The sequence below is a fragment of the Pseudomonas sp. GM18 genome, assembly GCF_000282195.1.
Classification (GTDB): domain Bacteria; phylum Pseudomonadota; class Gammaproteobacteria; order Pseudomonadales; family Pseudomonadaceae; genus Aquipseudomonas.
In genome coordinates this window covers 56,310-81,239 of the sequence record NZ_AKJT01000023.1, presented here as the reverse complement: position 1 = coordinate 81,239, position 24,930 = coordinate 56,310, and the positions used below count along the sequence as shown (strand labels likewise).

Sequence of the window (24,930 nt, the reverse complement as noted above, 5' to 3'; positions counted from 1 at the left end):
AATGTGTTTCTGAATGAGACTGACGCTGGAGCTATAGTGAGCCTCAGTCCCAGCACACCATTCAGAGAGCATCATGAGCACTCCGACCAGCGAAATAGAAACCGAACCCACCGGCCCCATCGATCACCTGCGCTTCCATCGCGCTCACGCTCACCTTGCACCAACTTTCGGAACCGACCGCTTTGCCCTGCGCGCCGAGGCCTTTGCGCGGTTCTTCGGCACGCCGACTTTTCTCGGCGCCCAGACCCTGATTGTGGTGATCTGGATTGGCCTGAACCTGTCCGGCGTAACCCAATTCGATGTGTACCCGTTCATCCTGCTCAACCTGGCGTTCAGCCTGCAAGCGGCTTACGCCGCACCGCTGATTCTGCTGGCCCAGACGCGTCAGGCGGCGCGGGACAAAGCCCAGTCAGAGGCCGATGCGCGCCATCGCGAAGCCTTGGCCATCGCCAACAGTGAACGTCAGGCCCAGGCCGCGCAGAACACTGCGCAACTGAAGGAATTGCTGGAGCAAAACACCCGGCTCACCGAAATCACCAAGACCCTGACCGAGCGCATCGAAAGCCTGACCTCGGAAATGCATCAACACTTCATCGGCAAGGAGCCACCGAAGGTTTGATCCGACTCAAGGCAACTTCAGCGCCCGCCCCAACTCATCGAACAATGTGACCACCGAGCGCAACGCACGACAGTCCGGGCGGGTCAGCAGCCACAGCGCGGTGTCGTAACCGTGCAAGGGCTCGGTCAACGGCTGCAGTCCGTCACCGATAAGAAAGTCCGGCAACGCCGCGACGCCCAACCCGGCCCGCACCAACTCGGTCACCGACAACATGCTGTTGCAGCGATAACCGGGTGTCACGCCGGGCAACTGCTGACGCCGCCACGCAACGGTGGGGTGATCGGGCAGGAAGTCGTCCGGGGCGATCCAGGTCAATGAGGCCAGGTCGTGGGAATCGACCGATTGCAGATAGGCCGCGCTGGCACAGACCCGGTAGGAAATATCCGCCAGACGTCGGCCAACCAGATGCTCGGGCGGTGTGCGGGTCAGCCGCAAGGCGATGTCGGCGTCGCGGCGGCTGAGGTTGGCGAAGTCGTTGGAGGTGCAGAGTTCAATGGTCAGCGCCGGGTAAGACGGCATGAACCGCGCCAGCGCCGGCAACAGCAAACTTTGCAGGACCGAATCAGTGCAAGTCAGGCGCACCGTGCCGCTGATGATTTCACCGCCCTGCTCCACACCAATGCGCGCCGCCTCCAGTGCTTGTTCGGCGCGTTCAGCCTGCTCGGCCAGGGTCTGAGCCAACGTGGTAGGCAGGTAACCGGTGCGGCTCTTTTCGAACAGTTGCTGGCCCAGCGCGGCTTCCAGGCGGCGGACCGCGCGAAACACTGTCGAGACGTCGACCTTCAACAACGCCGAGGCCCGGGCCAGAGAGCCGCCGCGCACCAGTGCGAGGATCAGGGACAGGTCGGGGTAGTCCAGCCGATAGTGCGTCGATGCATTGATCACTTGGGATAACGCCAATATTGATTGCGTGAACGCCAATCTATAGTCGGTGCCAGAAATCAACAAGCGTCGAGATCACTCATGGAAACCAACGCCCTTCGCATCGCCCTGATCGGCGACTACGACCCACAGGTCACCGCCCACCAAGCCATCCCCGTCGCCCTCGGCATGGCCGCCGAACACACAGGCAAGCACCTACAGTTTCAATGGCTGGCCACCGACCGCATCACCGCCGATACGCCACTGGATGACTTCGATGGTTTCTGGTGTGTGCCCGCCACCCCTTATCGCGACATGGATGGCGCATTACGGGCGATCCGCTTTGCCCGGGAACAGCAGCGACCGTTCCTCGGCACGTGCGGCGGTTTTCAGCACGCGGTACTGGAATTCGCCCGTAACGTTTTGGGCTGGGAAGATGCTGAACACGGCGAGACTTCGCCCGATGCAACGCGGGCGTTACTCACGCCGCTGACCTGTGCGCTGGTGGAAGCCGTCGACAGTATTCACTTGGTTGAAGGCTCGTTGATCGCCAAGGCGTACGAAAATGCTGAGATACATGAAGGCTATCGCTGCCGTTACGGTGTGAATCCCGAGTTTGAACGGCAGCTACTGACACAACAGTTACATGCGGTTGGCTACGATTTGGCGGGGGATCTGCGGGCGGTGGAATTAAAGGACCATCCGTTCTTTGTCGCCACGCTGTTCCAGCCGGAACGCGCTGCGCTCAAAGGCCTGCTGCCACCGTTGGTCAAGGCATTGATCGAGGCCTGTGCGAGGCAAAAATCATGATCGCCCAGACACCTGCAGCACCTTATTACGCAGTGATTTTTACCTCGCTGCGCACCGAAGGTGATCACGGTTATGAACAGGCCGCCGAACGCATGGTGGAACTGGCCCGTGAGCAACCCGGCTTCCTGGGTGTGGAATCGGCCCGGGGCGCGGATGGGCTCGGGATTACGGTGTCCTACTGGGCCAGCGAAGCGGCGATCCTGGCCTGGAAGCATCATCCCGAGCACAGCGCGATTCGTGAGCGCGGGCGATCGACCTGGTATTCGGCGTGTCATACGCGGGTGTGCAAGGTTGAGCGGGCCTATGCGTTCAATCAGTAAATACCGCGCACCAGACTCCTCATCGCCGTAATCTGCGGCACGTCCTGTCGATTCATATACACCCGCAACGGCTCGGTGATGTTGATCCGGTCGTCGATGTTCTGGTCCAGCAGCAACTGAATCAGTTCGCGCTTGAGTGTCATGGTCTGCTCGGGGCCGGGTGCCCAGACGAATTCGCTGGCGGGGATGATGCCGTCGTCAGCCACGTCCATACCGAAGGCGTCTTCACTGAAGCGCACGATGTACTGGCCGGTCTTGCGATTGAGGCCGACGAAGCCTTTGAGTTGGTCGGCGGCCTGGCAAATGAGCTGGGAAGTGATGCGCATGGTAAACCTCACAAAAGGTCGCTAAGGACCGGTGATCGATGGTTTACACGCAGGGCAAGTGAACGGGGTTTCCCTCTGCCGGGGAAACGCCTCGGCCAAGATTACTGCAAAGAACCGCACAAAAGCGCTGAAAAAAACTCCTTTAAACACGTTTATGTCGGTATGGCGATAGCGCAAGCAGCGCTCAGTTGTTAAAAGATACGTCTTTGAAAACCTACCGCAAAAGGACTTCGACCATGCCTGTCACCTTCACCAAGAGCGCCCTGCTGCTGAGCCTGATGCTCGGCCTCGGCCAGGCACAGGCCGCCAGCGAGCCAAGCCCCAGCGCACTGGCGACTCGCCTGGGCATTCCACATCCGGCGGTGATCGCCCACCGTGGCGCCTCTTTCGATGCACCGGAATCTACCGCTGCGGCCTACAAACTGGCTCGCGACCTGGGTGCCGACTACCTGGAAATGGACCTGCAACGCAGCAAGGATGGCGTGCTGTTCGCCCTGCACGACAACAACCTGCAACGCACCACCGACGTCGCAACCAAATTCCCTGAGCGCAAGGACAGCCCGGCCAACGAATTCACCATCGCCGAACTCAAAACCCTGGATGCCGGCAGCTGGTTCAACACGGCGTACCCGGATCGCGCGCGTCCGGGCTACGCGGGCCTGAAGATCCTGACCCTGGACGAAATCATCGACATCGCCCAAGGCAATCCGCTGCACAAGCCTGGCCTGTACATCGAAACCAAAGAACCGAAGCAGTTTCCCGGCATCGAGCGCGATCTCAAGGATAAATTGCAGGACCGTGGCTGGCTGAGCCCGACGGGTTCCAAACTGGCAAAAAGTAATCTGGCGGTCGGCCAGGGCAAAGGCAAAGTCGTACTGCAAACCTTCGAGAAGAGCAGCCTCGAACTGCTCGAGAAGGAAATGCCGCAAGTGCCGAAAATCCTGCTGCTGTGGGTGGGCGAAGGCAGCATCGAGCCGCAATCCAAAGTGACGTTCGCCGAGTCCGGTGACAAGGATAAAGCGACTTACTACGCCAAACAGGAACCGAAGGACAAAGCCGAATTCCAGCAATGGGTCGAGTACGCCAAGGCCCAGGGCGCTATCGGCACCGGGCCTTCTGCCGCGCTGACCAAGGGTGGCGATCAGAGCTATTCGGACCTGGTGAAACCGTGGATGAACCAGTACACCCACGATCAGGGCCTGCTGGTGCACGTCTACACCATCGACGATGCCGTGGATTATCAGAAAGTGACGGATGCCGGTGTCGACGGCATCTTCACCAATCGCGCCAGCGAACTGCTGAAGTTCTATAAGCGCCCGGCGGCGGCGAGTGTTGCGCAGTTGTTGCAGAACAACGGGTACTGATTCAAGACCGTGGCGCCTGTTTCGCGGGCGCCACAGGTAATTAAGGGTGAATTAAGTTGCGCTGTTTAACCTGATCCCACTTAAACAGCTCCTCCAAGGAAAGAACTTGATGAAAACCTTAACTGCCCTGTTCACCGCTGCGGCCCTGACCCTCACCGCTGGCCTGGCCCAGGCTGACGTTCGCGTCGACCAGATCCCCGAGTTGGTCAAAAGCGGCAAGATCAAACCACTGGAAGAAATGAACCAGGCCGCGCTGAAGTTGCATCCTGGCGCCACGATTACCGATACCGACCTGGATAACCACTTCAACGGTTACGAATATGAAGTTGAACTGCGCCTGGCTGACAACACCGAATGGGACGTGGACTTCGATGCCGCCACTGGCAAGGTCCTGAGCAACAAGCAAGACAAGTGATTCAACTGCAAAAAGCCGCACGATCTTCGGGTCGTGCGGCTTTTTGCATTCGGCGTCAGGCCAGCCTCCGAAGTCACGAACGAAGTCGCACCAGCCCGCATAAGCCCGCTAGAATCCTCAGAGCCATTCGGCATGTTGAAGCAGAGAACCAGGGATATGGGGCAAACAGCGACGGCAGATATCGCCACGATCAGCCGGATCAGTGCGGTGCCGGCGATTCTTCAGGTGATCAGTGAATTGACCGGCCTGCGGTTCGCCGCGGTGGCCCGCGTCATCGAAAACACCTGGACCACCTGTGCGGTGCTCGATCAACTGGATTTCGGTGTGCAGGTGGGCGATGAACTGGAACTGATCTCCACGCTGAGCGGCGAGATTCGCCAAGGCCAGCAGTCAGTGGTGATCGACAAGGCCAGTGAAGACCCGCTCTGCCGCGGTCACCAAACACCTCGCACCTGTCCATTCGAAAGCTATATTGCCGTGCCGATATGTCGCACCGATGGACGTTTTTTCGGCACTCTCTGCGCCCTCGATCCTGATCCTGCGCCGCTCAAGTCCAGCACGATCCAGAGCACCATGGAATCGTTCGCCCGGATGCTGGCGCTGCAGATCGAAGCCGACGAAAACCTGCAACGGACCGAAGCGGCGCCGATCAAGGAACGTAAAACCACCGAACTGCGCGAACAGTTCATCGCCGTGCTCGGTCATGATCTGCGTAACCCCTTGTTCGCCATCAGCGCCGGTGCCGAAATGCTCCTGCGCAAACTCAAAGACCCGGCGAATGAGCAACGGGCGCGGCATATCCTCACCAGCGCCCGGCGTGCGAGCAAACTGGTCGACGATGTGCTGGACTTCGCGCGGGGGTCATTGGGTCGCGGCATCCCGGTGAATATCGAGCCGAGCCCTGATTTGGGGGATGTGCTGCGGCATGTGATTGCCGAGATCCAGAGCATTCACCCCAAGCGCATCATTGAGTCGTCGATTGGCGACCTGAGCGACATTCATTGCGATCGCGAACGGGTCGCGCAGTTGCTGTCCAACCTGCTGGCGAACGCCGTTGTCCACGGAGATCCCGACGGCCCGGTCGAAGTCAGTGCGCAGGTCGAGGAAGGGCACTTCGTGTTGAGCGTGAAAAACCAGGGGCTGATTGCCGAAGATGCGTTGCCGCACCTGTTCCAGCCCTACTCGCGACCGACCGGCGGAACACCGCAGGCCGGCCTCGGGTTGGGGTTGTACATTGCCAATCAGATTGCGCAGGCCCATGGGGGGCAGCTTGATGTGAAGTCGACGCCGTCCCATGGAACGGCGTTCATATTCACGCTGCCTTTGACGCGGTGACGACAGCCTCAATGCCTTAGACCGCGTTAGCGTGACTCACGGACGATTGGCTGTTAAACATCTCGACCTTGGCACGGAAAGAACTTGAGGTGGAGGTCGATCCATCCAGATGCTTGATCTCGTAGCGAGCCTCCGCCGCAACAGGCAACTGACTCAGTGCCTCTTTGTCCAAAGCAATGTGTATGGGAAACGAATCATTTGATCGATATTTGTGATAAGCAACCACCGCGTCGCCAATCTTCACGAAGATTTCTTCGCCTACTGCAAAATCTTCTCGTGCCGGGATGACTACTTTCGGAATCACTGGGTCTGCTTGATCAACGAAAAAAACGGTCACCTGTCCACCGACAACTGTCATAGAGTTCAATGTTTCGGTCATCGCAATGCTCCTTGTGAAAGTACTGGCGCAGGTTCAGTTTGAGTAGGCGCGCCAAGGAATATCTAGCGCCGCGAGAGAAAACCTGTCTACTGTCAGAAATAACAGGTACCGCTGAAATCGGGTGCCTTGGTTGCAAGGACCCGATCAACGGCACACCGACCTTAACAAGGTGTACAGCTGCAATGCTTAGGGATCAGGCCGAAGTGCTGACCACCGAACCCGACGTACTGCCACCCTCATCCTGCAACGCCTGCAACAACGCCGCCGTCACCGTCTGCATCGAAGCCGACGTGGCCGCGATCTGCGACTGAGCCGCCGCGACCTCCGCCGCCTTGGCTTCGGTGCTTTCCTGCTTGGCCTGGGCCGCTTGCAGTTGCTGCTGTTGTTCCTGCAATTGCTTTTGCAGTTCGGCGAGCTGCTTGCGCAGTTCCTTCACCGTATCGGATTCGCTGCTGCTGGAGCTGCTTTCGCTCGACGCGGCTGCACCGCCGGCGGCAACCTTGGTGGTGTCGCTGGATGCTTCGGTAGTGGCCGCGACCGTGGTGTCTTTAGTGCTGTCGCTGATCGAGACCTGGCTTGAAGAGGTCGACAGGGTCTGGTTGATCGAAACGGAGCTGATGCTGACCATGGGAGTTATCCAGTATGCAGTTTGGGTACTTCCGTCATCGTCAGGCGCGGCACGAACTTGAGAGCGACTGTGTACCGACTCGGTAACCGATTCGGTACACAGCCCATTTCACTAGGCGCTCAACCGCGCCGTCACCTCATTCAATTGCCCTGACAGCCCATGCAGGTTGTGGCTAGCCGCTTCGGTGCGCCGCACGTTGTCCAGGTTAGTACTGGCGATGCTGGTGATTTCGGTGAGGTTGCGCGAGATGTCTTCGGCCACAGAGGTCTGCTCCTCGGCGGCGGTGGCGATCTGGCGGTTCATGTCGCGAATGGCTTCCACGGCATGGGTGATCCGCTCGAGCATGGCGCCAGCCTGGGTGACTTGCTCGACGCTTTGCTCACTGCGCGACTGGCCGCTTTCGATGGCCTGGGCCGCATCCACCGCACCGGTTTGCACGGTTTGAATGATCTGGTTGATCTCGATGATCGAGGCTGCAGTGCGCTGGGCCAGGCTGCGCACTTCGTCGGCGACCACCGCAAAACCGCGCCCCGCTTCACCGGCACGGGCCGCTTCGATCGCTGCGTTGAGCGCCAGCAGGTTGGTTTGTTCGGCGATGCCGCGAATCACTTCCAGCACTTTGCCGATGCGCCCGCTGTCTTCTTCCAGACGACGGATGACCGTGGCGGTGTTGGCGATTTCGCCACGCATTTGGGTGATGGTGTGAATGGTGCCCTGCATGACCTTCTCGCCTTGCTGGGCGGACTGATCGGCATCGTCGGCCGCACGTGCCGCTTCGGCGGCGTGGCGCGCGACTTCTTGCGCGGTGGCGGACATTTCGTTCATCGCCGTGGCCACCTGATCGGTGCGGTTGAATTGCTCGTTGGTGCCACTGGCCATGAGGCCGGCAATCGAGTTCAGCTCACCGCTGGCACTGTCCAGATCCGTCGCACTGCGCTGCAAGCGGCTGAAGGTTTCGGCGAGGAAATCGCGCAAGGTGTTAGCGGCCGTGGCCAGGTTGCCCAACTCGTCCTGACGGGTGCTGGCCACGCGTTCAGCGAAGCGCCCTTGGCTGAGTTGCGCCACATAGTCGATCAGCTTGCGGATCGGTTCCACCAGGTTGCGGTTGACCAGCCATAGACTCAACAAGCCAATCAGCAGACCCGACAGCAGCATCACCACGATCCCCAGCAACACGGTGCGGTCGGCGCTGGCGCTGATCAGCTTCGATTGCTCACTGCCCTGTTTACGCAGCTCGCTGACCAGTTCGCTCATCTGCTCGCTGGCGGCACGGTCCATGCCCTTGACCGCGTTGTCGCCGGCCGTTGGGTCGGCACCCGCCGCCACGTAGGCATCACGGCCCTTCTGATAGGCCGCCCCCAGAAGGCGATGCTCTTCACGCAGACGTTCGATACGGGTCTTGAGTTGCGGCTCGATGCCCTTCTGCCCGGCCAGCTCGCCGAGGATGCCCTGCACGTTGCGCTGGCCGTCCTCGAATTGCTTCCAGTATTTGTCCAGGTCTGCGGGTTGCTTGCCGCGCAGCAGAACGTTTTTCCACTCCTGAACCTGCACCTTGAATTGCAGGTTGGCTTCATCGATCAATTGCGAAGTGTGCAACGGGCCTTCAATCAGATTCGCGTAGTTCTGAACACCGTTGGACAGAAAGTGAAAGCTGGCCAAAGCGATCAGCAACATCGCCAACAGGCTGCCGCTCAACAGGGCGAGAATTTGTGCTCTGAGGGACTTTTGCAAAAACATCGAGTGATATCTCATGACGGGGATGAAGCACGACTTACAGGCGTGCAAGGTGTCTGGACATCCCTGTCAGCGACGCTGGTTCACGACCAGAATCGAAGATCGACATCAGCAACATCGGCGCTCCAGCCCCATTCTTTAACGCTTCCGACCACCGGTAGAAGGCGGATTTCCGGCGCCACTGAACTGTCACAAAAGCTTCAAAATACGTTGCGATGATGGGGCTCAAGTGAACCTGAGAAACCCGTGTCAGGCGCCTCCTCGCAGCGAGACCTCATGAACCACAGCATTGACCAGCGCCATCGCGATTCCGACCTGTTCGGCCTGCTTTACGGTTTCAGTTTTCGCCCCGGCGAGCGCGGTCGAGAGATCGATTCGGCCAAGGCACTGTACTGCCTGCAACAACCGGACGACGGTGACGAGTTTCTCTGGCTGCACCTGAACCTGGCCCATGCCGCGTGCGAGCGCTGGATGAAAAGCCACCTGGAATTGCCCGACGAGTTTTTCGAAGCGTTGCATGAAGGGTCCCGTTCGACGCGCATCGAGCATGTCGATTCGGCGTTGCTGGCGGTGGTCAACGACGTGGTGTTCAACCTCAGCAGCATGGTTTCCTCGGATGTCTCGACGCTGTGGGTCTGTGCCCGCAGTCGGCTGATCATCAGCGCGCGCCTGCAACCGCTGCACTCGGTGGACAAGCTGCGCTCTTCGGTGAAGGCCGGTGAATGCTTTCGCTCACCACTGGAGCTGCTGGTGCATTTGCTGCGCGATCAGGGCGAAGTGCTGACGCAGATCGTGCGCAAGACCAGCCTCAGTGTCGATCAGATCGAAGATGAATTGCTGTCCTCGCGCCTGTCCACCAACCGCGCCGAACTGGGCGCCAACCGCCGGGTGCTGGTACGCCTGCAACGGTTGCTGGCGCTGGAGCCGGGCTCGTTGCTACGCCTGCTCAATCGCCCGCCGCAATGGTTGCAGAAGGAGGACGTCAAGGAGCTGCGCAAATCCACCGAGGAGTTTGCGCTGATCATCAACGACCTCACCGCGCTTGGTGAGCGGATCAAGCTGCTGCAGGAAGAAATCGCCGCCAACCTCAACGAACAGAGCAACCGCACGCTGTTCACCCTGACCGTGGTCACGGTGCTGGCGCTGCCGATCAACATCATTGCCGGTTTCTTCGGCATGAACGTCGGCGGGGTGCCGCTTGCCGGTGATCCGGAGGGGTTCTGGATTCTGGTGGCGCTGGTCGCGACGTTTACCCTGATTGCCGGGCGCTGGGCGTTTCGCAAGCGGCGCGATTATTAAGCCGCCCTCGTCGCTCGTTCCCACGCTCCGCGGCATCACAAAAAAACCAAACACTGACCCAGCGCAGCCTCACTGTAATATTTAGCAACGATCATGGCCGATACTCCTTCTCTGCTCAGGATTATCCGGCATGGCTACGCCTTCCTTCACCGCTGCCTCCCAGGCGCCCGCCAGCAGCGCCAGGCCGCAGTTCGATAAAAAACCCGGCCTGCTCACCTTCGTGATGTTCTTTGCGGTGCTGGGCAGCGGGCTGCTGTTCACCGCCTACAGCCTGATGCACGACATGAGCGAGCTCGGCACGGTGGTCACCACCTGGACGCCGTTTCTGCTGTTGGGCGTCGCGCTGTTGATTGCCCTGGGCTTTGAGTTCGTCAACGGTTTTCACGACACCGCCAATGCCGTGGCGACGGTGATTTACACCCACTCCTTGCCGCCGAATTTCGCCGTGGCCTGGTCCGGGTTCTTCAACTTTCTGGGGGTGTTGCTTTCAAGCGGCGCGGTGGCGTTCGGCATCATCGCCCTGTTGCCGGTGGAGCTGATTCTGCAGGTCGGCTCCTCTGCCGGTTTCGCGATGATCTTCGCCCTGTTGATCGCCGCCATCCTGTGGAACCTCGGCACCTGGTGGCTGGGTTTGCCGGCGTCTTCATCGCACACTCTGATCGGTTCGATCATCGGTGTCGGCGTGGCCAATGCCTTGATGCATGGCCGCGACGGCACCAGTGGCGTGGACTGGGCCCAGGCGACCAAGGTCGGTTACGCGTTGCTGCTGTCGCCGCTGATCGGCTTCGCGTTTGCCGCGTTGTTGCTGCTGGCGTTGCGCGCCTTCGTCAAAAATCGCGCGCTGTACAAGGCGCCGAAGGGCGATGCCCCGCCACCGTGGTGGATTCGCGGCATGTTGATCCTGACCTGCACCGGCGTATCGTTCGCCCACGGTTCCAACGACGGCCAGAAAGGCATGGGCCTGATCATGCTGATTCTGGTGGGCACGCTGCCGATGGCGTATGCGCTGAACCGCACCATGCCGGCGGATCAGGCCTTGCAGTTCGCCGCGGTGGCCGAAGTCACCCAGCAAGCCCTGATGAGAAACACGCCTCTGCCGATGCCCACCGATCCACGCCCGGTGCTGACCGACTACATGCGCAGCAAGGAAGCCACCCCGCAACTGATCCCCGCCCTCGCCGCGCTGGCGGGCCACATCGGTAACGAAGTGAAGGGTTACGGCTCGCTGTCGAAAGTCCCAGCCGAAGCGATGGGCAACGTGCGCAACGACATGTACCTGACCAGCGAAACCATCCGCCTGATGGACAAAAACAAGGTCGGCAACTTCGACGCCGACACCACCGACAAGCTGCAGTTGTTCAAGCAACAGATCGACAACGCCACGCGGTTTATTCCGCTGTGGGTGAAGATCGCAGTGGCCATCGCCCTGGGGCTGGGCACCATGGTCGGCTGGAAACGCATCGTGGTGACGGTCGGTGAGAAAATCGGCAAGACGCACCTGACCTACGCCCAGGGAGCCTCGGCGGAAACCGTGGCAATGCTGACCATCGGCGCCGCCGACATGTTCGGCTTGCCAGTGTCGACCACCCACGTGTTGTCTTCAGGCGTGGCCGGGACCATGGTCGCCAACGGTGGCGGCTTGCAGATGAAGACCATCCGCAACCTGCTGATGGCCTGGGTGCTGACCTTGCCGGCGGCGATTGTGTTGTCGGGTAGTTTGTATTGGTTGTTCACCCAGCTGTTCTAGAACAGGACAGGATCAAAAGATCGCAGCCTTCGTCTGCGATCTTTGCTTTTACCCTTCCAAAGCCCTGCGCACCAACAGCCGCTCACGCACCACGTCGTAACCCCAGTGGTACACGTAGGTGTACGGCAGGAAAAACAGCAGCACGCCGATGTCCAGCAGGAACGCTTGCCACAGGCTGATCTTCAACCACCAGGCAATCAACGGCACGCCAAACGCGACCAGACCACCTTCGAAAAGCAACGCATGGAGCACGCGGACCCAAGCGTTACGCACAATGGCGAAGCGCTTGAGCAAGCGGTCGAACAGGCCATTGAAGACCACGTTCCAGGCCAGGGCAAGGGCTGCAATCGCCATGGTTGCCACGCCCATTTCCAGCATGGGTTTATCCATGACCCAGGCCAGTAGCGGGGTACAGATCAATATCGCCAACAGTTCGAAACCGATGGCCTGGAGAATTCGTTCAGTGATGGATTTGTTGGCGTTCATTGCCAGACTCCCTGAGTGACTGTGGTTGCCATGATCTGCCATCGCACCGATACTTCATAACCAATAACCATCGATCAAGGCGATAGTTCATGGCTTCCCACGAAGTGTTGCTGGCGTTTGTCCAGGCCGCGACCCAAGGCTCGTTTTCCGCAGCGGCGCGCAAGCTCGGGCGCAGTCAGTCAACCATCAGCGCCGCCGTGGCGAGCCTGGAAATCGACCTGAACCTTGTCCTCTTCGACCGCAGCAGCCGCAAGCCTAGCCTGACCCCAGCCGGGCACGTCATGTTGCAACGGGCCGAGGAGATTCTGGCCGCCACCAGCCGTCTGGAAATGACCGCCAGCCAATTGTCCCAAGGCGTCGAGCCAAAGCTGACCGTGGCGATTTCCGACACTTACCAGTCCGACCGTTTCGAAGCGGCGCTCAGTGCTTTCGAGCAACGTTACCCAGACCTCGAACTTGAATGCCTGATCGCCGAATGCGATGACCTGGTGGCACTGGTGCAACGCGGCCGCGCGCACGTCGCCTTCGCCGAGATGCAGGACAGCTACCCGCCGGACCTGGTCAGTTCGACGGTGGACGAGCGCACGGAAATCGCCTTGTTCGTGTCTCACGCACACCCGTTGGCGACGCAGAGCGCAATTGATCAGGACGTGCTGCAACAGCACCGCGAACTGCGTCTGGCGACGATCGTCAATCCGTATGAAAGCCGCGCGAAGGGGCGCGTCTGGTCAGCGCCGAGCTACTTGATGCTGCTGGAAATGGCCCAGGGCGGGTTCGGCTGGGCACCGTTGCCGCGATGGCTGGTGGGGCGGTTCGGGGCCGGTTCGTTGGTGGAACTGAAGGTGCGCGGCTGGCCGAAACCGGTGTATGTCGATGCGCTGTGGTCACGCCTGCACCCGCCGGGGCCGGCGGGGAGTTGGTTATTGGGCAAGATGCTGGAATGAAGGTCCGCAAGATCACATCATCCCAACTCCCGCAATCGTCCCTCGATAAACCGCCGCTCTGGCACTTGCTGCGTCAATTCCAGCGCCCGCTCATACGCCGCCCGCGCCTCTTCCACTCTTCCCAACTGCCGGCAAAACTCTGCCCGCGCCGAATGCGCCAGGTGGTAATCCTGCAACTCGCCCCGCGCCAGAATCCCTTCGATCAACGTCAGCCCGGCCTGCGGGCCATCGCGCCTGGCCAGCGCCGCCGCGCGGTTAAGTTCGATCACCGGTGACGGCACCGCCCGCAGCAGCACGTCATACAGACCGACAATCTGCGCCCAGTCCGTCTCTGCCGCGGTAGGCGCTTCGGCATGCACCGCCGCAATCGCCGCTTGCAGGCAATAAGGCCCGAAGCGCCGCGTCGTCAGCGCCCGCTCAATCAGGGCGCAGCCTTCGGCCATCAGCTCAGCGTTCCACAACGAGCGATCCTGTTCATCCAGCACAATCAGCTCACCGCTCGCGGAGGTCCGGGCCGGGCGCCGAGACTCATGCAACAGCATCAGCGCCAGCAGCCCCATCACCTCTGGTTCGGGCAACAACTCCATCAACAACCGACCGAGACGAATCGCTTCGCGCGTCAGGTCTTCACGGATCAGTTCACTGCCGATGGACGCCGAATACCCTTCGTTGAACACCAGGTAAATCACCCGCAAAACGCTGTCGAGACGCTCGGGCAATTCCGCCAGGGTGGGCACTTGATAAGGGATTTTCGCGTCACGGATCTTCGCCTTGGCGCGCACGATGCGCTGGGCGATGGTGGCCGGCGCCGAGAGGAAAGCCCGGGCGATTTCTTCCGTGGTCAGGTCGCAGACTTCGCGCAGGGTCAATGGCACTTGAGCGTCCGCCGCCAGTGCCGGGTGACAACAGGTGAAGATCAGGCGCAGGCGATCGTCTTCCACGTCTTCGTCACTCCAGTCGGCCTGCTCCAGCGCCTCCAGTTGAGCGATCAACAACGGCCGGGACGCGTTAAAACGCGCGCGTCGGCGCAACACATCAATGGCCTTGAAACGGCCGGTGGACACCAGCCAAGTGCGCGGATTGTCCGGCACGCCGTCGCGCTGCCAGCGCTCGACCGCGACGAAGAACGCCTCGTGCAGCGCCTCTTCGGCGAGGTCGAAATCGCCGAGCAAGCGGATCAGGGTCGCCAGGATTCGCCGCGACTCGTCGCGGTAAACCTGCTCGACTTGCGCCCGTACCGATTCGCCCGGCATCAGTCCGGCATGCCTGGGGCCATTTTTCGCTGGACGGATTGCACACTCATAAAGGAACTCCTTTTGTGATGGTTATTCAGACATTCAACTGGCGAACGGGCCGCACCTCGACACAGCCGACCCGGGCCGCCGGGATGTTACCGGCGATCTGAAGGGCTTCATTGAGGTCCTTGGCATCGATCAGGTAGAAGCCGGCCAACTGCTCCTTGGTTTCAGCGAACGGGCCGTCGGTGATCGACATTTTGCCGTTGCGCATGCGCACGGTGGTCGCGGTCTGCACCGACTCCAGCGCTTCGGCGGCGATCATCCGGCCGCTGCCCTGGATCGACTCGGCATAGGCCATGCACTCGGCGTCGTTGGGGCTTTCGGGCAGTGAGTGCAATTCGTGCTCGTTGCTGTAGACCAGGCATAAATACTTCATGGGACTCTCCATTTCAGGCGGCTTTGCCGTGACCGAACTGATCAACTATGGCTGTCGATTGGCGCCTTGGCGCTGCTTTCCGATAAACAACCCGACCATCAGGGTTCCAGGTTGAATAGAGCCGCGCCGCTGGTCATGTCGAACGGTGCCGACCAGTGTTCGTGGACGATCTGCCAGAGCCCCGCTTCCTGCCGATAGCACGCGGTGACACGCATCCAGCACGCCTGGGTTTCACCCTTTTCATTGGTGCCGCCACAATGCGCCAGCCAGTGAGCGAAAGCGATCTCCTGCGACGGCACAATGTTGATTTCGTGAAACTCGAAAATGTGTGGGCCAGGGCACATCTCCAGGCATTCCTGCCAATGCGCACGGTAGGCCGCCTTGCCCTTGAATTGCAGGGCTTTGACGGCATCGAAGGAAACGATGTCGTCGGCGTACAGGGCCATGACCTTTTCCATATCCTTGGCGATGACTGCCTGGCGGTAGTTCTCGATCAAGTTATGGATTTGTGTATGAGCGTTCATGAGGGTTCTCCGTGTTTTTTTTGTTGAAGACACCTTTAGTCGTCTGGCGAAAAGCCAAATCGACAACAGAAATAAAAATAATCCATGGAGGCAAACTCGCTAGAATCCGAGGCTCATTTGTGTTGGAAAAAGGACACTCCATTGACTGCCCGACTCGTGCCTTACGAAAGCCTGAACGCCTTGCAACGCCAACAGGTAGAGGCCATCGAAATCCACGCCGAACAAATCAGATTCTCCGGCGACATCCACGGTGCATTGCACACCTTGCTGTCCAAACCGGGCCCAGGCGTCAAAGGCTTTGCCCTGCTGGCCGAAGAGGTTCCGGTGGCCTTCCTGCTGCTCAAGCGCCCGCCGGTGCTGCCGGCCTGGGCCGACGAACACAGCGCCACCCTGCACGCGCTGCAAGTCGATCGTCGTGCTCAGGGCAAAGGTTATGGCAAAGCCTGCCTGCAAGCCCTGCCCGAGGTTGCGCGCCAGGCCTGGCCAGAGATCAGGGGGCTGGAGTTGTCGGTGGATGCCGACAATGAGTCGGCCATCGCGTTGTATGCCAAATATGGTTTTGTCGACAGCGGCGAAGCGTACAAGGGCCGAATCGGTTACGAACGACGGATGGGACTGGTTTTCTGATTCATGGAGGGATGAACGAATGTTGAACTCAATCGAAGCGCTGGAAGCGATCTACGGCCTGCCCCATGAGCGCGCGGTGCGCAAGCAGATCCCGTTTTTGAACGAGGACTATCAGGCGATGGTCCGCGCCTCGCCGCTGGTGATTATCAGCTCGGTCGGCCCCGACGGCATGGACGGTTCACCGCGCGGCGATACGCCAGGTTTTGTGCGGATCATCGATGAGCGCACGCTGGCGATCCCGGATCGCCCCGGCAACAACCGCATCGACACGTTGCGCAATGTCGTGCTCGACTCGCGCGTATCGCTGCTGTTCATCATTCCGGGAATTGGCGAGACGCTGCGGGTCAACGGCACGGCGCAGATCAGCGCCGAACCCGCATTGTTGGAGAGTTTTGCCGTCAATGGCAAACCGGCGCGCACGGTGATGCTGGTGACGGTGGAAGCGGCGTATTTCCATTGTTCGAAAGCGATTGTGCGTTCGGACTTGTGGAACCCCGAGCGCTACCTCGACCGCTCTGCCCTGCCGACCGCCGGTGCCTTTCACAAGCGGCTGAACGATGGGCAGTTCGATGCCGAGACGTATGACCGGGAAGCACCGGCCAGGGTGCGGGACAGCCTCTACTGATAACACCGTTCGATCGTTCCCACGCTCTGCGTGGGAATGCAGCCCGGGACGCTCTGCGTCCCAAGAGCGGACGCGGAGCGTCCATTGAGGCATTCCCACGCAGAGCGTGGGAACGATCAATCAAAGGTCCAGAATCATCTCATGCCACGCCATCCCGCCATGGTCGGACGCCGAAGGCTTGATGTAGGTGAAACCAAACCCGGCATACAGCGCAATGTGCCGCTCTTTGCACATCAGGTGGATGCTGGCCTTGTTCAGTGCGCGCATGCGCTGGATGAATTCACCCATCAAGCGTTTCGCCAGGCCCTGCCCTTGATAATCCGGATGCACCACCACCGACATGATCACCACGTGCGGGCCGGCCGGGTCGTGGCCGATCAGTTCCTTGAACGCCTCGTCCGACATTTCCACCTCAAACGCCGCACCGGAATTGACGAAACCGGCTACAACGCCATCCACTTCAGCGACGATGAAGCCCTCGGGCCAGGTGGCGATACGGGTGGCGATTTTCTCGCGGGTGGCGGCTTCATCGCCTTCATAGGCAATGGTTTCGATGGCGTAGCAGCGGTCCAGGTCAGCGGGAATGACGTGGCGGATGACGGTGTTCATGGCAGCTCGGGATCGGCGGGAGAAAGGCTGGGATCATAAATTAATAAGGTGTTCATATCGATCAGAAAGGCGGACCGCCGATCCGCCCCTCGCCCCGTTCGTTACGCTTTGATCGGCAGCCAGATTTCCAGCACGCCGGTATTGAGTTTGGGGTTGAAATCATCGCTGTAGCGTTCGAATTCCGGGGCATCCGCCGCCTCGTGACCGGACTTCGGCAACCAGGTTTCCCAGATGTACTGAAAGGTCTGCGGCAGCGTATCCAGCGAGCCCTTGTGCTTGAACACCGCGTAATACTGAGGCTGAATCTCGACCCAACGGTATTTCTCGGGCAGGTCGTCGAGCTTGCTGATCTCGACGCCGGCGATGTATTCGAAACCGCCCTTGCCGTCCGGGTTGCAGCAAACGCCGTAGGTCACTTCGCCTATTTGTCCGGGTACGTTGCCGATATGCGGGACGAACTGATCCCATAACTTGGGAATCTGTTTTTTGGCCGTCGCTTGGGTAAATCGTCCGCCAAGCCCCGCTATGAGCATGAAGTGCCCGTGTTCGAAGCGTGGCTCAACCTGATCATCGCGTGTTTGCTCTTCCATGACTCGACTCCTGGGAACGAAAAAAGTGGGTTCGGCTGGGAGTATAGAGGCCAAACCCGATTCGCCCAGTCAGAGCCCGGGAAGCTGCCCGGCGGTGGGCGCACCGATAAACTCGTTGTAACCCGATAGAATCACGTAGACCGCGAAATAGCAGAAGATCGCGGCCGATGCCATGTAGGAATAGCGCAGCAGTTTGTCACCGAGCAACTTGCCGCCATGGCTCGCCGCGAAGCACAGCGTGACGCACCAGAGAATTCCCGCACAGAGAAATCCACCGAGAAACAAAGCCGAACTGAGGGGGCCGCCGCCACCGGAACGGGCAATCAGGGTGCCACCCACCGCGGCGAACCAGAGAATCGCACTGGGCGACGACATGGCGAGGAAAATCCCCCGCAAGAACTCTTTGCGATGAGAGTTGTGGCCAACGTCGGCGGTCTCGGCCAACACGGCACTGTGGTAGATCGCCGAATGAATCATCTTCGCCGCGAAATACAGCAGCAACGCCGACCCGCCGATCCACAACACCCAGCGCACAGTTTCGTACTGCAGTAATACGGTCATGCCGGCCAGTGCCAGCACCGCGTAAATCAGGTCACCGACGCAAGTCCCCAGTCCCAGGGCAAAGCCTTGAAAATAGCCGCGCTGCATCGCCAGCGTGATCATCGCGATATTGGCCACGCCGATGTCCAGGCACAGTGAAAGGCTGAGCAGGAAGCCGCTGGTAAATTCCATCAACCCGTTTCCTTCGGAAAAAATTGTTTACGTAGAGGCTGGACAGTTTGCCACACCTGCCCTTACATTCCGCCACAGGCCACCGCAGTGGCCAGCGTCGCTCGGACGGTTCCGGGCGCTTACGTTATTCGAGGCAACAATGGCCGAACAAGGTTCGCCGCGCCGCTTTGCGCGCATAGATCGACTCCCCCCTTACGTTTTCAACATCACTGCCGAGCTGAAGATGGCCGCCCGTCGTCGTGGCGAAGACATCATCGACTTGAGCATGGGCAACCCCGACGGCGCCACGCCGCCGCACATTGTCGAAAAACTGGTCACCGTCGCCCAGCGCGAAGACACCCACGGCTACTCCACCTCCAAAGGGATTCCGCGCCTGCGCCGGGCGATTTCCAATTGGTACAAGGATCGCTACCAGGTTGATATCGACCCGGAAAACGAAGCCATCGTCACCATCGGTTCCAAGGAAGGCCTGGCGCATTTGATGCTGGCCACCCTCGACCAGGGCGACACCGTGCTGGTGCCGAACCCGAGCTACCCGATTCACATCTACGGTGCCGTGATTGCCGGCGCCCAGGTGCGGTCGGTGCCGCTTATCCCTGGCGTGGATTTCTTCGCCGAACTGGAACGGGCGATTCGCGGTTCGATCCCGAAACCGAAAATGATGATCCTCGGCTTCCCGTCCAACCCCACTGCCCAGTGCGTGGAGCTGGACTTCTTCGAGCGGGTGATCGCCCTCGCCAAACAGTACGACGTTCTGGTGGTGCACGACCTGGCCTACGCCGACATCGTCTACGACGGCTGGAAAGCCCCGTCGATCATGCAGGTGCCCGGCGCCAAGGACATCGCGGTGGAGTTTTTTACCCTGTCCAAGAGCTACAACATGGCGGGCTGGCGCATCGGTTTCATGGTCGGCAACCCGGAACTGGTCAACGCCCTGGCACGGATCAAGAGCTACCACGACTACGGCACCTTCACCCCGCTGCAGGTCGCGGCGATTGCCGCTCTGGAAGGCGATCAACAATGCGTGCGCGACATTGCCGAGCAATACCGCCAGCGCCGTAATGTGTTGGTCAAAGGCCTGCATGAACTGGGCTGGATGGTCGAAAACCCGAAAGCGTCGATGTACGTCTGGGCCAAGATTCCCGAGGCGTATGCGCACCTGGGCTCGCTGGAATTCGCCAAGAAACTGCTGGCCGAGGCCAAGGTCTGCGTCTCGCCGGGCGTCGGGTTTGGTGAGTACGGGGACGATCATGTGCGCTTCGCGCTGATCGAAAACCAGGACCGGATTCGTCAGGCCGTACGCGGGATTCGCGGGATGTTCCGGGCGGATGGGTTGGTCACCAAATAACCCCCGTACCCCCACAAAAAAACCGCATCGCTGCGGTTTTTTTGTGCCTGATCGTTCCCACGCTCTGCGTGGGAATGCCGCCATGGACGCTCCGCGTCCACTGTGACGCAGAGCGTCACGGGATGTATTCCCACGCAGAGCGTGGGAACGATCAGTATCTGTAGGAGCGAGCGGTGCGGCGATCCGACTTGCCCGCGAAGCTTTTAAACGAACAACGACAGCAGCAGGATAAAGCCCAGGCCTACCACGGACAGGATGGTTTCCATCGCAGTCCAGGTTTTGAAGGTTTCTGCCACGGTCATGTTGAAGTACTGCTTCACCAGCCAGAAACCGGCGTCATTGACGTGGGACAGGATCAACGACCCAGCACCGGTGGCCAGCACCAGCAGCTCACGGTTCACACCCGGAATCATCCCCACCACCGGCACCACGATGCCTGCGCCAGTGATGGTCGCCACGGTTGCCGAACCGGTGGCGATACGAATCACCGCTGCCACCAGCCAAGCCAGCAGGATCGGCGAGATCTGAGCCGCCACCGCCATATGACCGATCACATCACCTACACCGCTGGTAACCAGCATCTGCTTGAAGCCGCCACCGGCACCGATGATCAGGATGATCGCGGCGGTCGGCGCAAGGCTTACGTCCAGCCATTTGAGCATCTGTTGCGAACCGATGCCCTGCTTGTAGCCGAAGGTGTACAGCGACAGCAGCAATGCCAGCAGCAGCGCCGAGATCGGGTGACCGATCAGGTCCATGAAGGTGCGGAAGAAGTTGCCGTCCGGTAGCACCACATCGGCAAAGGTCTTGAGCAGCATCAGGAACACAGGCGACAGCACGGTGACCAAGGTAATGCCGAAGCTCGGCAGATCGGCGGAATCCTCCTTACGCGCCAGTTGGTCCACCAGTTCCTGATTCGGATGACCGGGAATGTGCTTGGCAATGAACGTACCGAAGATCGGACCGGCAATGATGGCGGTCGGCAGCGCAACGATCAGGCCATAGAGAATGGTTTTACCGATGTCGGCGCCAAACACGCCAATGGCCAGCAACGGACCCGGGTGTGGTGGAACCAGACCGTGCACGGCGGACAGACCGGCCAGCAGCGGGATACCGATCTTGATGATCGACACGCCGGTACGACGGGCGACGATGAACACCAGCGGGATCAGCAGCACGAAACCGATTTCGAAGAACAGCGGGATGCCGACCAGGAAGGCCGCGAACATCATGGCCCACTGCACCTTGTCCTTGCCGAAGGCTCGAATCAGCGTCTGGGCAATCTGATCCGCCCCGCCCGACTCGGCCATCATTTTGCCGAGCATGGTGCCCAGCGCCAGAATGATCCCGACGAAACCGAGAACGCCGCCGAAACCATCCTGGAATGCCTTGATGATGGTGCCGATCGGCATACCGGAGGTCAGCCCGAGGAAGGCTGCGGCGATGATCAATGCAATGAACGGGTGAAACTTGAATTTGGTGATCAGGACAATCAAGCCGATCACTGTGACCACTGCATCGAGCAGCAGAAACGTCTCGTGGGACATGCCAAACATGGGGGGTGTCTCCTGTTTGTTGTTGTTATGAAAGCGATTAATCAGAAGCCGTCAGGACAGCGCTATCTCTTGGAGCAAAACTCAACTGGCGAGTTTCAAGCCGTGATCGAGCCACCAGCGGTGGGCCTGAACGGCCAATTCGTCAACGCTGTGGCTCGAAGCGTCCAGAGCCAGGGTCAGGGGCTCACCAACGGGCGATTCAAGGGTGGCGAACTGGCTGTCGATCAGGGTCGACGGCATGAAGTGGCCCGGCCGATGGGAGACACGATCGGCGGCGACTTCAGGGGTCAGCTCAAGAAACACAAAGCCCAGGCCCGGCAAGGCACTGCGCAAGCGTTCGCGGTAACTGTGTTTGAGGGCCGAACAGGTCAGCACCGGGCGTTCGCCCTTCGCGTCGACGCGGCGCAGTTCATCGCACAGGCTGTCGAGCCAGCCGGCACGGTCTTCGTCGTTCAGGGGGATACCCGCGCTCATCTTTTCGATATTGGCGGCAGGGTGGAAAGTGTCGCCTTCAATGGCGGTCGCGCCGCTGAGCTGGCACAGGGCCTGGCTGACGCACGTCTTGCCGCAACCGGCAACGCCCATGATGACCAGGGCGGTGATGGGATGATTCATGTAACACCTCAGCGCGCAGACAGCGCTACCTTTGCCAGGTAAAACTCTAGTGCAAAAGCAGATGTTGCCGACGCCTTCTTGTCATTTTTGTGGGTTGCAGCATGTTCGTTCTCGATGCCGAAAAGCGAGGATCAGGCAAACCCCGCTCACGCATTTGCAGCTGCATCGAGACAGCGCTACCTTAGTGCCTTGAATTTTGTTTGGCAAGCCGTCCGATGAATACCCCTAAAAACGATAAAAATACACGCACCACTGGCCGTCCTACCCTCAACGAAGTCGCGCGTCTGGCGGGTGTCAGCCCGATTACCGCCTCCCGCGCCCTGCGTGGCGTCAGCACGGTGGCCACCGAACTGGTGGAAAAAGTCCAGAAGGCCGCCCTCGAGTTGAACTACGTGGTCAACCCCGCCGCCCGCGCGCTGGCCTCGGCCCAGAGCCATTCCGTCGTGGTGTTGGTGCCGTCGTTGTCCAACCTGCTGTTCATCGAAACGCTGGAAGCCATTCATCAGGTTTTGCGACCAAAGGGCTTCGAAGTGCTGATCGGTAACTTCCATTACTCGCGCGACGAAGAAGAAAACCTGCTGCGCAACTACATGGCTTATCAGCCTCGCGGCTTGCTGCTGACCGGTTTCGACCGCACTGAAAGTTCGCGACGGATGATCGAGGGCAGCAACATTCCTTGCGTGTACATGATGGAGCTGGACAGCGCGGCCGGGGTCAATTGCGTCGGCTTCTCGCAACTGGCCGCCGGCGAAACGGCGGCCGAGCACTTGCTGTCACGCGGTCGCAAGCGCCTGGCCTACATTGGCGCGCAACTGGATCAGCGCACGCTGCTGCGGGGCGAAGGTTTCCGCCGCGCGCTGCAAAAGGCCGGTTTGTATGATCCGGCCCTGGAAGTGCTGACCCCACGCCCCTCCTCCGTCGGGTTGGGCGGCGAGTTGTTCCTGCAACTGATGGCCAATCATCCGCAGGTCGATGCGATCTTCTTCGGCAACGACGACCTGGCCCACGGCGCCCTGCTCGAAGCCTTGCGCTGTGGGATCAAGATCCCCGAACAAGTGGCGATCCTCGGTTTCAACGACTTGCCCATGTCCGAACACATGATCCCGCGCCTGAGCAGCATCAGCACCCCGCGCGAAGCCATCGGCCGGCGTTCGGCGGAGTTGATGCTGACCTTGATGGCCGGCAATTCGGTGGCCAAACCGGTGCAAGACATGGGGTTTGAATTGAAGGTGCGCGAGAGTACCTGATACGCAATCTTCCCTTTGCTCGTGCTAGATTCCCGGCACCTGTAACAGCAAACGGAGAAGCTCAATGGGACATGCGCTGAAGATTTTGGGTAGGGCCTCGTCAATCAACGTCAGAAAAGTCCTGTGGACTTGCGACGAACTGGGTGTTTCCTACGAACGGGAAGACTGGGGCAGCGGTTTTGCCTCGACCCAGAGTCCGGAATTTCTCCAGCTCAACCCCAATGCACAGGTGCCGGTGCTCCTCGACGAAGCCGGCGTGCTGTGGGAATCCAATACCATCTGCCGCTATCTGGCCGGCAAATACCAAAACACCGACCTGTTGCCCAGCGAGCCGGCGGCGCGCGCTCGCGTGGAGCAGTGGATGGATTGGCAAGCCACCGAACTCAATCCGTCCTGGGGCTACGCTTTTTTTGCGCTGGTCAGGCAATTGCCGAACTTTCAGGACTCACAGCGGATTGCTGATGGCGTTCGCGGCTGGAACGCGAAAATGGGCATCCTCGAACAGCAACTCGCGACAACCGATGCGTATGTTGCCGGACCACGGTTCACACTGGCCGATATTCTCATCGGGCTATCGGTCAACCGCTGGCGGATGACACCGATGGAGCGCCCGGATTACCCCGCCGTCGAAGCCTATTGCCAACGACTGGCGCTGCGGCCGGGGTTCATGGAACACGCCTGCAACGGCGTGCCATAACGCCAAACCCGCTCCCTCTGCCCTTCCATAAAAAGAGAACCCCATGAACGGACTCAACGTACTGCTGACCGGCGCCTGCGGCAGAATCGGCAAAACCTTTTTTGAAGCTTCGCGGGACCGCTACACCTTCGTGCTGACGGATCGCATCGAGCCCGACTTCAATGTCGAAGCACCGCATCGCTTTGTACGCTTGGACCTGTCCGACCTCACCGCCATAAGCGAAGTGCTGAAAGGCATCGACGTCATTGTGCATCTGGCCGGCATCCCTCACGCCACCGCCTCTTTCGATGAGTTACTGCCCAACAATATTCTGGCCACCACTTACCTGTTCGAAGCCGCCGTGGCTGCGGGTTGTAAACGATTGGTGTTCGCCAGCAGCGCGCAGACCATCGAGGGCTATCCGGTGGACCGGCAGATCACACCGGGCATGCAGGTGATGCCGGCCAATCTGTATGGCGTCAGTAAGTGTTATGGCGAAGCCTTGTGTGCGTTCTACGCTGCCAAACACAACCTCTCGAGCATTGCCATACGCATCGGCGCTTTCGAGTTTGCGGACCGTCACGAATTGACCAACGCTCGCGACCTGAGTGCATGGCTCAGCCCTCGTGATGCAGTGCAGTTGCTGCAACTCTCGGTGGAGGTCAAAGGTGTGCAACACCTGATCGCCCACGGTATTTCCAATAACCGTTTCAAACGCCTGGACCTCAGTGAAACTATCCGGGTGTTGGGTTATAGGCCGGTGGACGATGCATTTCAGGAGTTCGACATTCCCATTGGGTTTCCTTGACGGTGCGTCTCCAGAATCCGGGCAACGTGGTT

At 59.9% G+C, this 24,930-nt stretch carries 29 protein-coding genes; 15 read left to right on the top strand and 14 right to left on the bottom strand.

Annotated elements, in window-relative coordinates:
- The first annotated feature begins 73 nt into the window (after positions 1–73).
- On the top strand, positions 74–619 hold the full coding sequence (locus PMI21_RS23150; RefSeq protein WP_007934846.1) for a DUF1003 domain-containing protein: 546 nt from the start codon (positions 74–76) through the stop codon (positions 617–619).
- 6 nt (positions 620–625) lie between these two features.
- Here PMI21_RS23150 and PMI21_RS23155 read toward each other — a convergent pair whose 3' ends face one another.
- On the bottom strand, positions 626–1,567 hold the full coding sequence (locus PMI21_RS23155) for a LysR family transcriptional regulator (RefSeq protein WP_081499454.1): 942 nt from the start codon (positions 1,565–1,567) through the stop codon (positions 626–628).
- Positions 1,568–1,582: 15 nt separating this feature from the next.
- Between PMI21_RS23155 and PMI21_RS23160 the strand changes: the two genes are divergently transcribed.
- Together PMI21_RS23160 and PMI21_RS23165 are read left to right on the top strand one after the other, a co-directional pair.
- Positions 1,583–2,290 carry a CTP synthase C-terminal region-related (seleno)protein gene (locus PMI21_RS23160; protein WP_007934841.1) on the top strand — a complete coding sequence of 236 codons (708 nt, stop codon included), beginning with the start codon at positions 1,583–1,585 and terminating at the stop codon, positions 2,288–2,290.
- Positions 2,287–2,610, top strand: a complete 324-nt coding sequence (locus tag PMI21_RS23165) for an antibiotic biosynthesis monooxygenase family protein (protein WP_007934839.1) — start codon at positions 2,287–2,289, stop codon at positions 2,608–2,610. The genes PMI21_RS23160 and PMI21_RS23165 overlap by 4 nt, the downstream gene beginning before the upstream one ends.
- On the opposite strand, the gene PMI21_RS23170 is transcribed toward PMI21_RS23165, so the two are convergent.
- Positions 2,604–2,936: a DUF2025 family protein gene (locus PMI21_RS23170; RefSeq protein WP_007934837.1), complete on the bottom strand. Its 333-nt coding sequence runs from the start codon at positions 2,934–2,936 to the stop codon at positions 2,604–2,606. The two genes, PMI21_RS23165 and PMI21_RS23170, sit on opposite strands and share 7 nt — an antisense overlap.
- Before the next feature lie 236 nt (positions 2,937–3,172).
- On the opposite strand from PMI21_RS23170, the gene PMI21_RS23175 reads away from it, so the two are divergent.
- From PMI21_RS23175 to PMI21_RS23185, 3 genes are all read left to right on the top strand, one after another.
- Positions 3,173–4,300, top strand: coding sequence for a glycerophosphodiester phosphodiesterase (locus tag PMI21_RS23175; protein WP_007934835.1), 1,128 nt, complete (start codon positions 3,173–3,175; stop codon positions 4,298–4,300).
- A gap of 109 nt (positions 4,301–4,409) precedes the next feature.
- Positions 4,410–4,715 carry a PepSY domain-containing protein gene (locus PMI21_RS23180; RefSeq protein ID WP_007934833.1) on the top strand — a complete coding sequence of 102 codons (306 nt, stop codon included), beginning with the start codon at positions 4,410–4,412 and terminating at the stop codon, positions 4,713–4,715.
- Between the two features lie 156 nt (positions 4,716–4,871).
- Entirely contained in the window at positions 4,872–6,050 is a 1,179-nt protein-coding gene (locus tag PMI21_RS23185) for a GAF domain-containing sensor histidine kinase (RefSeq protein ID WP_033063819.1), read from the top strand.
- A gap of 16 nt (positions 6,051–6,066) precedes the next feature.
- On the opposite strand, the gene PMI21_RS23190 is transcribed toward PMI21_RS23185, so the two are convergent.
- The 3 genes from PMI21_RS23190 to PMI21_RS23200 all read right to left on the bottom strand — a co-directional run bounded on the left by PMI21_RS23190 (position 6,067) and on the right by PMI21_RS23200 (position 8,794).
- A complete protein-coding gene (locus tag PMI21_RS23190) occupies positions 6,067–6,429 on the bottom strand; it encodes a hypothetical protein (RefSeq protein ID WP_007934829.1) in 363 nt (120 codons plus the stop codon).
- A gap of 193 nt (positions 6,430–6,622) precedes the next feature.
- A complete protein-coding gene (locus PMI21_RS23195; protein WP_007934828.1) occupies positions 6,623–7,057 on the bottom strand; it encodes a hypothetical protein in 435 nt (144 codons plus the stop codon).
- A gap of 111 nt (positions 7,058–7,168) precedes the next feature.
- The gene (locus PMI21_RS23200; protein ID WP_007934826.1) at positions 7,169–8,794 is read right to left on the bottom strand and encodes a methyl-accepting chemotaxis protein; all 1,626 of its coding nucleotides are present in this window, start codon (positions 8,792–8,794) and stop codon (positions 7,169–7,171) included.
- A gap of 273 nt (positions 8,795–9,067) precedes the next feature.
- Between PMI21_RS23200 and PMI21_RS23205 the strand changes: the two genes are divergently transcribed.
- Both PMI21_RS23205 and PMI21_RS23210 read left to right on the top strand, forming a co-directional pair.
- Positions 9,068–10,090 (top strand): transporter, encoded by a 1,023-nt coding sequence (locus PMI21_RS23205; RefSeq protein WP_007934824.1) that lies wholly within the window; start codon positions 9,068–9,070, stop codon positions 10,088–10,090.
- Positions 10,091–10,220: 130 nt separating this feature from the next.
- Positions 10,221–11,837 (top strand): inorganic phosphate transporter, encoded by a 1,617-nt coding sequence (locus PMI21_RS23210; protein ID WP_007934822.1) that lies wholly within the window; start codon positions 10,221–10,223, stop codon positions 11,835–11,837.
- Positions 11,838–11,885: 48 nt separating this feature from the next.
- Here PMI21_RS23210 and PMI21_RS23215 read toward each other — a convergent pair whose 3' ends face one another.
- Positions 11,886–12,323, bottom strand: coding sequence for a multidrug/biocide efflux PACE transporter (locus tag PMI21_RS23215; protein WP_007934821.1), 438 nt, complete (start codon positions 12,321–12,323; stop codon positions 11,886–11,888).
- A gap of 89 nt (positions 12,324–12,412) precedes the next feature.
- Here PMI21_RS23215 and PMI21_RS23220 point away from each other — a divergent pair, with 89 nt between their 5' ends.
- Positions 12,413–13,267, top strand: coding sequence for a LysR family transcriptional regulator (locus PMI21_RS23220; protein WP_007934820.1), 855 nt, complete (start codon positions 12,413–12,415; stop codon positions 13,265–13,267).
- Positions 13,268–13,284: 17 nt separating this feature from the next.
- Here the strand turns inward: PMI21_RS23220 and PMI21_RS23225 are convergent, their stop codons facing one another.
- The 3 genes from PMI21_RS23225 to PMI21_RS23235 form a co-directional block, all read right to left on the bottom strand.
- Positions 13,285–14,520 carry an RNA polymerase sigma factor gene (locus PMI21_RS23225; protein WP_007934819.1) on the bottom strand — a complete coding sequence of 412 codons (1,236 nt, stop codon included), beginning with the start codon at positions 14,518–14,520 and terminating at the stop codon, positions 13,285–13,287.
- Positions 14,521–14,596: 76 nt separating this feature from the next.
- Positions 14,597–14,941 (bottom strand): YciI family protein, encoded by a 345-nt coding sequence (locus PMI21_RS23230; RefSeq protein WP_007934817.1) that lies wholly within the window; start codon positions 14,939–14,941, stop codon positions 14,597–14,599.
- 98 nt (positions 14,942–15,039) lie between these two features.
- Complete coding sequence (locus PMI21_RS23235; protein ID WP_007934815.1) at positions 15,040–15,465, bottom strand: YybH family protein; 426 nt, start codon at positions 15,463–15,465, stop codon at positions 15,040–15,042.
- A 141-nt stretch (positions 15,466–15,606) separates the two neighbouring features.
- Here PMI21_RS23235 and PMI21_RS23240 point away from each other — a divergent pair, with 141 nt between their 5' ends.
- Positions 15,607–16,092 (top strand): GNAT family N-acetyltransferase, encoded by a 486-nt coding sequence (locus PMI21_RS23240; RefSeq protein ID WP_033063818.1) that lies wholly within the window; start codon positions 15,607–15,609, stop codon positions 16,090–16,092.
- 19 nt (positions 16,093–16,111) lie between these two features.
- A complete protein-coding gene (locus PMI21_RS23245) occupies positions 16,112–16,717 on the top strand; it encodes a pyridoxamine 5'-phosphate oxidase family protein (protein WP_007934805.1) in 606 nt (201 codons plus the stop codon).
- A gap of 120 nt (positions 16,718–16,837) precedes the next feature.
- Here the strand turns inward: PMI21_RS23245 and PMI21_RS23250 are convergent, their stop codons facing one another.
- The 3 genes from PMI21_RS23250 to PMI21_RS23260 form a co-directional block, all read right to left on the bottom strand.
- Positions 16,838–17,326, bottom strand: a complete 489-nt coding sequence (locus PMI21_RS23250; RefSeq protein WP_007934803.1) for a GNAT family N-acetyltransferase — start codon at positions 17,324–17,326, stop codon at positions 16,838–16,840.
- A gap of 101 nt (positions 17,327–17,427) precedes the next feature.
- Positions 17,428–17,916 (bottom strand): GyrI-like domain-containing protein, encoded by a 489-nt coding sequence (locus PMI21_RS23255; RefSeq protein WP_007934801.1) that lies wholly within the window; start codon positions 17,914–17,916, stop codon positions 17,428–17,430.
- A gap of 69 nt (positions 17,917–17,985) precedes the next feature.
- Complete coding sequence (locus PMI21_RS23260; RefSeq protein WP_007934799.1) at positions 17,986–18,648, bottom strand: LysE family translocator; 663 nt, start codon at positions 18,646–18,648, stop codon at positions 17,986–17,988.
- Between the two features lie 139 nt (positions 18,649–18,787).
- On the opposite strand from PMI21_RS23260, the gene alaC reads away from it, so the two are divergent.
- Positions 18,788–19,996 (top strand): alanine transaminase, encoded by a 1,209-nt coding sequence (gene alaC, locus PMI21_RS23265; RefSeq protein WP_007934798.1) that lies wholly within the window; start codon positions 18,788–18,790, stop codon positions 19,994–19,996.
- Positions 19,997–20,199: 203 nt separating this feature from the next.
- On the opposite strand, the gene PMI21_RS23270 is transcribed toward alaC, so the two are convergent.
- Both PMI21_RS23270 and PMI21_RS23275 read right to left on the bottom strand, forming a co-directional pair.
- Complete coding sequence (locus PMI21_RS23270; protein ID WP_007934796.1) at positions 20,200–21,552, bottom strand: GntP family permease; 1,353 nt, start codon at positions 21,550–21,552, stop codon at positions 20,200–20,202.
- Positions 21,553–21,633: 81 nt separating this feature from the next.
- A complete protein-coding gene (locus PMI21_RS23275) occupies positions 21,634–22,167 on the bottom strand; it encodes a gluconokinase (protein ID WP_007934792.1) in 534 nt (177 codons plus the stop codon).
- Between the two features lie 215 nt (positions 22,168–22,382).
- On the opposite strand from PMI21_RS23275, the gene PMI21_RS23280 reads away from it, so the two are divergent.
- The 3 genes from PMI21_RS23280 to PMI21_RS23290 all read left to right on the top strand — a co-directional run bounded on the left by PMI21_RS23280 (position 22,383) and on the right by PMI21_RS23290 (position 24,898).
- On the top strand, positions 22,383–23,414 hold the full coding sequence (locus PMI21_RS23280) for a LacI family DNA-binding transcriptional regulator (protein ID WP_007934790.1): 1,032 nt from the start codon (positions 22,383–22,385) through the stop codon (positions 23,412–23,414).
- A gap of 64 nt (positions 23,415–23,478) precedes the next feature.
- Positions 23,479–24,111 (top strand): glutathione S-transferase family protein, encoded by a 633-nt coding sequence (locus PMI21_RS23285; RefSeq protein WP_007934788.1) that lies wholly within the window; start codon positions 23,479–23,481, stop codon positions 24,109–24,111.
- A 43-nt stretch (positions 24,112–24,154) separates the two neighbouring features.
- On the top strand, positions 24,155–24,898 hold the full coding sequence (locus PMI21_RS23290; protein WP_007934786.1) for an NAD-dependent epimerase/dehydratase family protein: 744 nt from the start codon (positions 24,155–24,157) through the stop codon (positions 24,896–24,898).
- The last annotated feature ends 32 nt before the right edge of the window (positions 24,899–24,930 follow it).

Excerpts from the sequence above, each read along its gene's own strand:
- PMI21_RS23275 (WP_007934792.1), bottom strand. The coding sequence starts at position 22,167 with ATGAATCATCCCATCACCGCCCTGGTCATCATGGGCGTTGCCGGTTGC.
- PMI21_RS23250 (WP_007934803.1), bottom strand. The coding sequence starts at position 17,326 with ATGAACACCGTCATCCGCCACGTCATTCCCGCTGACCTGGACCGCTGC.
- PMI21_RS23180 (WP_007934833.1), top strand. The coding sequence starts at position 4,410 with ATGAAAACCTTAACTGCCCTGTTCACCGCTGCGGCCCTGACCCTCACC.
- PMI21_RS23245 (WP_007934805.1), top strand. The coding sequence starts at position 16,112 with ATGTTGAACTCAATCGAAGCGCTGGAAGCGATCTACGGCCTGCCCCAT.
- PMI21_RS23165 (WP_007934839.1), top strand. The coding sequence starts at position 2,287 with ATGATCGCCCAGACACCTGCAGCACCTTATTACGCAGTGATTTTTACC.
- PMI21_RS23270 (WP_007934796.1), bottom strand. The coding sequence starts at position 21,552 with ATGTTTGGCATGTCCCACGAGACGTTTCTGCTGCTCGATGCAGTGGTC.
- PMI21_RS23170 (WP_007934837.1), bottom strand. The coding sequence starts at position 2,936 with ATGCGCATCACTTCCCAGCTCATTTGCCAGGCCGCCGACCAACTCAAA.
- PMI21_RS23205 (WP_007934824.1), top strand. The coding sequence starts at position 9,068 with ATGAACCACAGCATTGACCAGCGCCATCGCGATTCCGACCTGTTCGGC.
- PMI21_RS23255 (WP_007934801.1), bottom strand. The coding sequence starts at position 17,916 with ATGGAAGAGCAAACACGCGATGATCAGGTTGAGCCACGCTTCGAACAC.
- PMI21_RS23290 (WP_007934786.1), top strand. The coding sequence starts at position 24,155 with ATGAACGGACTCAACGTACTGCTGACCGGCGCCTGCGGCAGAATCGGC.
- PMI21_RS23220 (WP_007934820.1), top strand. The coding sequence starts at position 12,413 with ATGGCTTCCCACGAAGTGTTGCTGGCGTTTGTCCAGGCCGCGACCCAA.
- PMI21_RS23160 (WP_007934841.1), top strand. The coding sequence starts at position 1,583 with ATGGAAACCAACGCCCTTCGCATCGCCCTGATCGGCGACTACGACCCA.
- PMI21_RS23210 (WP_007934822.1), top strand. The coding sequence starts at position 10,221 with ATGGCTACGCCTTCCTTCACCGCTGCCTCCCAGGCGCCCGCCAGCAGC.
- PMI21_RS23195 (WP_007934828.1), bottom strand. The coding sequence starts at position 7,057 with ATGGTCAGCATCAGCTCCGTTTCGATCAACCAGACCCTGTCGACCTCT.
- PMI21_RS23200 (WP_007934826.1), bottom strand. The coding sequence starts at position 8,794 with ATGTTTTTGCAAAAGTCCCTCAGAGCACAAATTCTCGCCCTGTTGAGC.
- PMI21_RS23175 (WP_007934835.1), top strand. The coding sequence starts at position 3,173 with ATGCCTGTCACCTTCACCAAGAGCGCCCTGCTGCTGAGCCTGATGCTC.
- PMI21_RS23285 (WP_007934788.1), top strand. The coding sequence starts at position 23,479 with ATGGGACATGCGCTGAAGATTTTGGGTAGGGCCTCGTCAATCAACGTC.
- PMI21_RS23215 (WP_007934821.1), bottom strand. The coding sequence starts at position 12,323 with ATGAACGCCAACAAATCCATCACTGAACGAATTCTCCAGGCCATCGGT.
- PMI21_RS23230 (WP_007934817.1), bottom strand. The coding sequence starts at position 14,941 with ATGAAGTATTTATGCCTGGTCTACAGCAACGAGCACGAATTGCACTCA.
- PMI21_RS23235 (WP_007934815.1), bottom strand. The coding sequence starts at position 15,465 with ATGAACGCTCATACACAAATCCATAACTTGATCGAGAACTACCGCCAG.
- alaC (WP_007934798.1), top strand. The coding sequence starts at position 18,788 with ATGGCCGAACAAGGTTCGCCGCGCCGCTTTGCGCGCATAGATCGACTC.
- PMI21_RS23150 (WP_007934846.1), top strand. The coding sequence starts at position 74 with ATGAGCACTCCGACCAGCGAAATAGAAACCGAACCCACCGGCCCCATC.
- PMI21_RS23280 (WP_007934790.1), top strand. The coding sequence starts at position 22,383 with ATGAATACCCCTAAAAACGATAAAAATACACGCACCACTGGCCGTCCT.
- PMI21_RS23185 (WP_033063819.1), top strand. The coding sequence starts at position 4,872 with ATGGGGCAAACAGCGACGGCAGATATCGCCACGATCAGCCGGATCAGT.
- PMI21_RS23260 (WP_007934799.1), bottom strand. The coding sequence starts at position 18,648 with ATGGAATTTACCAGCGGCTTCCTGCTCAGCCTTTCACTGTGCCTGGAC.
- PMI21_RS23225 (WP_007934819.1), bottom strand. The coding sequence starts at position 14,520 with ATGCCGGGCGAATCGGTACGGGCGCAAGTCGAGCAGGTTTACCGCGAC.
- PMI21_RS23190 (WP_007934829.1), bottom strand. The coding sequence starts at position 6,429 with ATGACCGAAACATTGAACTCTATGACAGTTGTCGGTGGACAGGTGACC.